6 protein-coding genes are annotated in these 4,501 nt (G+C 45.8%); 1 reads left to right on the top strand and 5 read right to left on the bottom strand.

Annotated elements, in window-relative coordinates:
* The 5 genes from Q0314_RS07570 to tupB form a co-directional block, all read right to left on the bottom strand.
* On the bottom strand, nt 1–316 hold a 316-nt coding region (locus Q0314_RS07570; protein WP_298057938.1), incomplete at its 3' end, for a twin-arginine translocation signal domain-containing protein.
* A gap of 46 nt (nt 317–362) precedes the next feature.
* Entirely contained in the window at nt 363–539 is a 177-nt protein-coding gene (locus Q0314_RS07565) for a twin-arginine translocation signal domain-containing protein (RefSeq protein ID WP_009496297.1), read from the bottom strand.
* Nucleotides 526–1,251, bottom strand: a complete 726-nt coding sequence (locus tag Q0314_RS07560) for a molecular chaperone TorD family protein (RefSeq protein WP_298057937.1) — start codon at nt 1,249–1,251, stop codon at nt 526–528. The genes Q0314_RS07565 and Q0314_RS07560 overlap by 14 nt, the downstream gene beginning before the upstream one ends.
* Nucleotides 1,252–1,551: 300 nt before the next feature.
* Nucleotides 1,552–2,505, bottom strand: a complete 954-nt coding sequence (tupC, locus tag Q0314_RS07555) for a tungstate ABC transporter ATP-binding protein TupC (protein ID WP_298057935.1) — start codon at nt 2,503–2,505, stop codon at nt 1,552–1,554.
* 93 nt (nt 2,506–2,598) lie between these two features.
* Entirely contained in the window at nt 2,599–3,291 is a 693-nt protein-coding gene (tupB, locus tag Q0314_RS07550) for a tungstate ABC transporter permease TupB (protein WP_298057934.1), read from the bottom strand.
* 73 nt (nt 3,292–3,364) lie between these two features.
* On the opposite strand from tupB, the gene tupA reads away from it, so the two are divergent.
* The gene (gene tupA, locus Q0314_RS07545; RefSeq protein WP_004321081.1) at nt 3,365–4,183 is read left to right on the top strand and encodes a tungstate ABC transporter substrate-binding protein TupA; all 819 of its coding nucleotides are present in this window, start codon (nt 3,365–3,367) and stop codon (nt 4,181–4,183) included.
* The last annotated feature ends 318 nt before the right edge of the window (nt 4,184–4,501 follow it).

The following is a 4,501-nucleotide window of genomic DNA, read 5'->3' as shown; positions in this document are numbered from 1 at the left end:
GGCAGTGAGAGCGCACCATATCGATGACGTCGCTGCCCTTACAGCAGTGGCCGCCAGCGCTTACGGGGTGATCTTGAGCTACCTCTTGGCGCACCCATACGCCGTTTTCCACCTCAGCCCGCACTCCGCATCCAACGGAGCAAACCGTACAAACGGTTTTTACGATTTTAGAGTTTGGAAACGGATTTGCCATCTCTTCTTGAGTCGCACTTCTGGTTACGCCGCTAGCGGCCAGTCCGCTCATGCCGCCCGCTACGCCCGCTAGCGCGGCCATTTTTAAAAATGATCTTCGCCCGACTGCGTTTGAGTGGGGCATAAGACGTAAATTTGCCTCAGACATATTTATCCTTTCTTAAATTTTATTATTTTGCTTGTTCGTAGTATAGATCCCAGTTTTTGCTTCTTTTATAAAGCACCTCGGTCTTTTTGCTTTTACCGTATTTTAGGTTTGACGCCGCTGCCGTCGCTACTCCGGCCGTAGCCGCTACAGCTCCGACTAGCCCCGCCTTTTTTAAAAATTCTCGCCTATTTTTTTGCATTTTCTTCCTCCATAGCTTTTAGCTTTCTCACTCGGTTTTTTTGTCTTCTTATAGCCTCAGATCTTGAAACTCCGTCCAAAGTCTTTTTGTTTTCGCCGTGATTTATAGGACGCGGCGCGCTTAAAACTACGCGTTCGAACTCGATAAATCCTTGCAGTAGTACCGCGACGTCTTTGTAAATTTCGCTACTTTCGTGATTAAAAAGACTCTCTATAAACTCGTCGATGTTTGGATTTATGATCTCTTTAAAAAGCTGCTCCTCAAGCTCGCCGTATAGCTCCAGCTCGCTCTCTCGCGCGATAAATTCGCTCATTAGCGCAAACACGAAACCCACGTTGTCTTCGTTTTCTTTAAATTTAGCCTCGTCGCGCCTAATGTCTGTGCGGGCTAAAATTTTACGCACTTTTGCGCAGGCGTGTCCGACCTCGTAGCCCTCGTCGTAGTACGACAGCGAGTTTCTAAGCGGACTTGGCGGAGCGTGGAAAATTTCATCGAATTCATCCACTAAATTTTGCGGATTTTTCTCGTCGAATTTTGCCTGTATGCGCATTATCGCGGCGGCCGATTCTTCGTTTAGAGCGTGCGCCGAGGCAAGGCCTAGCATCGCATTTACGCCGCTAAATCTATCCGCGTCTTGGCTAAAAACGAAAAAACGCGAAAATAGCGAGTAATAAAGCCCGCGTCCGGCTGCAAATTCGCCCTTGCTAGTCATCGCCTTCCTTTATCATTTTTGTCTATTTTTTGAGATTTTTCTCGATTGTGAAACTATACTACTTTTTGGCTTATTTCTTATACTTAAAAAAAAATAAATTAAAAAAATTAATATACGCTTAAATATGCCTTAGTTGCATATTGCTTATAGCGAATTTTAGGGGATAAAAGAAATATGAAATTTACGCATATATCTTGCATTTACGCTTTATTTTGATATTTACTTTTAACTAGGCTATTTTAACGGGCGCTAAACGAGCCTAAATTTAAAACCTGGAGCAAAATTTGCAAAATTTGAGGCTCATTCAAGCCCCAAAAACGCTCCATCGTCAAATTTAAAATAAATATTTTCGCCGACGCTAAAATTTTGCGAATTTGGCGCCAAGGTTTTTATCAAAAAGTCGCCGACTTTGATTTTCACCAAAAGCTCTTTGCCAAGATAGAGCGAAACCGAGTGCAGAATGCCTCCCAAATAGCCATCAACCGGTGTTTTGCTTAGCATTACTTTGCTCGGGTTTACGGCAATCTTTGCGGCGCTACGCAAATTTGACGGCAAATTTACGACCGCTTTTTCGTCAAATTTTAAAACCCCACCCCGCGCGTCGAAAATATTTTTGTATTCGAATTCGCACACGCGCCCCTTGTGCAAAAAGACGTTTTCCTCGGCGATTGCGGTTAGCCATTTGTCGTCGTGACTAGCGATCACAAAGCCGCAGCCGTATCTTTGCCGCATGTAAAGCACCGCCTTGCCAAACAGCTTTGACGTGCCCACGTCCACGCTATTTGTCGGCTCGTCAAGCAGATAAAGCCGCGATCTGAGCGCCAAATTTAACGCAAAACTAACGCGCTGCGTCTGCCCGGAGCTTAGCTCAAAGTGGCGCTTGTTTAAAAAACTCTCGTCAAGCCCGACCAAATTTAACGCCTCGCTCGCTCGCTCGTCAAATTCCGCTAGCACTCCGCGGCTTTTTAAAACGGCTTTAAAATTTTCCCTCACGGAGCGTTTTAAAAGCGCGGGCTCGGGTAGCAAAACGCTAACGTCGCGCAGTAAATTTAGACTAGGCGCGCTGCTTCCCCACAGCCGCACCTCGCCGCTAGTGGGCTTTTGCAAAAACGACATCACTCGCATCAGCGTACTTTTGCCACTGCCATTGCTGCCCGTTAGCGCGGTGATTTTGGTGACGTCGATATCAAGGCGCGGGATGTTTAAAATCTCGCTCGCGCCGTAGTTTAGGCGTAAATTTCTAACGTTTATCACTTTGCGCCTTTCTCGTTAAATTTACAAAAAAGCTCAAATTTGACGCGCCCAGGCCGCTTTTTGCGAGCATAAATTTTTTAAATTTATCAAATTTCATCTATCCAGCCTTTTTAGCGCGTGTATCGCCAAATTTACCGCAAATGCGATAAAAATGAGCACCAAAGCAAGCGCTATACCCATGGCAAACTCGCCCTTGTTCGTCTCCAGCGACACCGCGGTCGTGATCGTGCGCGTAAAATATTTGATATTTCCGCCGATCATCATCGCCACGCCGACCTCAGCCACGATGCGCCCGTACGCCGTCGCTACGACCACCATCAGAGCATACCTCAGCTCGTAAAGCACGCAGCCAACTAGCCGCATCGCGCTCAGGCGTAAATTTAGTATCGTTAGATAGTGCTTTTTGTCCATATTTTCCACGACGCTAGCGCTTAGCGAGATGATGATGGGTAGCGCCAGTACAAACTGCCCCAGCATCACGGCCTTTAGCGTAAAAAGCAGCCCAAACTCGCCAAACGGGCCGTTTCGCGTGATAAATGCATACAAAATAAGCCCGATCGCAACCGTCGGCATCGCAAGCGCCGTATCGCTGAGCAGCCGTAGCACCCTGCGTCCTTTAAAATCGTAAAATCCCAGCGTAAATCCGAGCGGAAAGCCGACTAAAATCGCAAAAAATATCGAAACGCTCGAAGTGTAAAGCGTCGCCCTGATCGCCGAATACGTCTCCTCGTCGCCGCTAAAAAGCAGCCTAAAGGCCTCTAAAAATCCGTTTAGTAGAAAGTCCAAATATTATTTCTCCATATGTTTATGTCGTTAATTTAATATGCTATAATAGCATACTTTTTAAAAAAGGAGAAAAATGAAAAAAGTAATATTAGGCTCGTTAATCGCGAGCGTTTTGGCGTTCGCGGGCGACAGCGAACTCATCATGGCAACCACAACCAGCACCGATAACACGGGGCTACTAGACGCGATCTATCCTGCGTATAAGGCAAAAACCGGCGTCGATATCAAATGGACTGCCGTAGGCACGGGAGCAGCTTTAAAACTAGGCGAAAACTGCGATGCGGACATACTTTTCGTGCATTCGCCAAAAGTTGAGAAAGAATTTGTAGAAAAAGGCTTTGGCGTAGAGAGAAAACCCGTAATGTACAATGACTTCGTCGTTATCGCCGATAAATCTATCGCCGATAAATTTAAAGGCAAAGACATCAAAGAGAGCTTTGAGCTGATCAAAAAAGAGAATATCAAATTTTTCTCTCGCGGCGATAAATCAGGCACCGACAACAAAGAAAAAGGTATCTGGAAAAAAATCATCGGCGAAGTACCTGAAAAAGACAGCTGGTATATGCAAACAGGCCAAGGCATGCTAGCTACTATCAACGCTGCAGCCGAGCAAAAGGGCGTGACGTTTACCGATCGCGGCACCTACATCAAGTACGAGGACACCAAAAAAGGCGCGCCTGAGATGGTCATCATCAACGAAGGCGACAACGACCTAAAGAACTTCTACTCGCTAATCGCGGTAAATCCGAAGCACTGCGCTAAGGCCGACATCGAAAACGCAAATAAATTTATCGAGTGGGCGACGAGCGAAGAGGGTCAGAAATTTATCGGCGACTTTAAGCTGCTGGATAAGCCGCTTTTCACGCCTGACGCAAATACACGCAAAAACTAATTTTTCGCGCGTTTAGGTCAAATTTGACTCTACTCGCGTAAATTCGGGCGCGCTTTGCGCCCTTTTCTTTCTTAAATTTACTCTTTTTATTTTTTAAATTTAATCAAATTTTAGCGCCGAGACCCGTATCTTGACGGCGTAAATTTTCAAATTTGACCGCGCATTTTTTATTTGCTCAAATTTTACGTTTTAGCGAGCCGAATTTAACCCGCTCAAATTTAAATCTTCCCGCCAAACATCTCGTACATCGCCTTTTCCTCGCCCCAAAGCTCGCGATGTTTTTTGATGCAAGATTTTATCGCACTCACGAGATATAGC

This window comes from uncultured Campylobacter sp. (genome assembly GCF_938040115.1).
GTDB lineage: Bacteria > Campylobacterota > Campylobacteria > Campylobacterales > Campylobacteraceae > Campylobacter_A.
The sequence above is the reverse complement of the archived record's forward strand: the minus strand, read 5'-3'. Positions and strand labels throughout refer to the sequence as shown.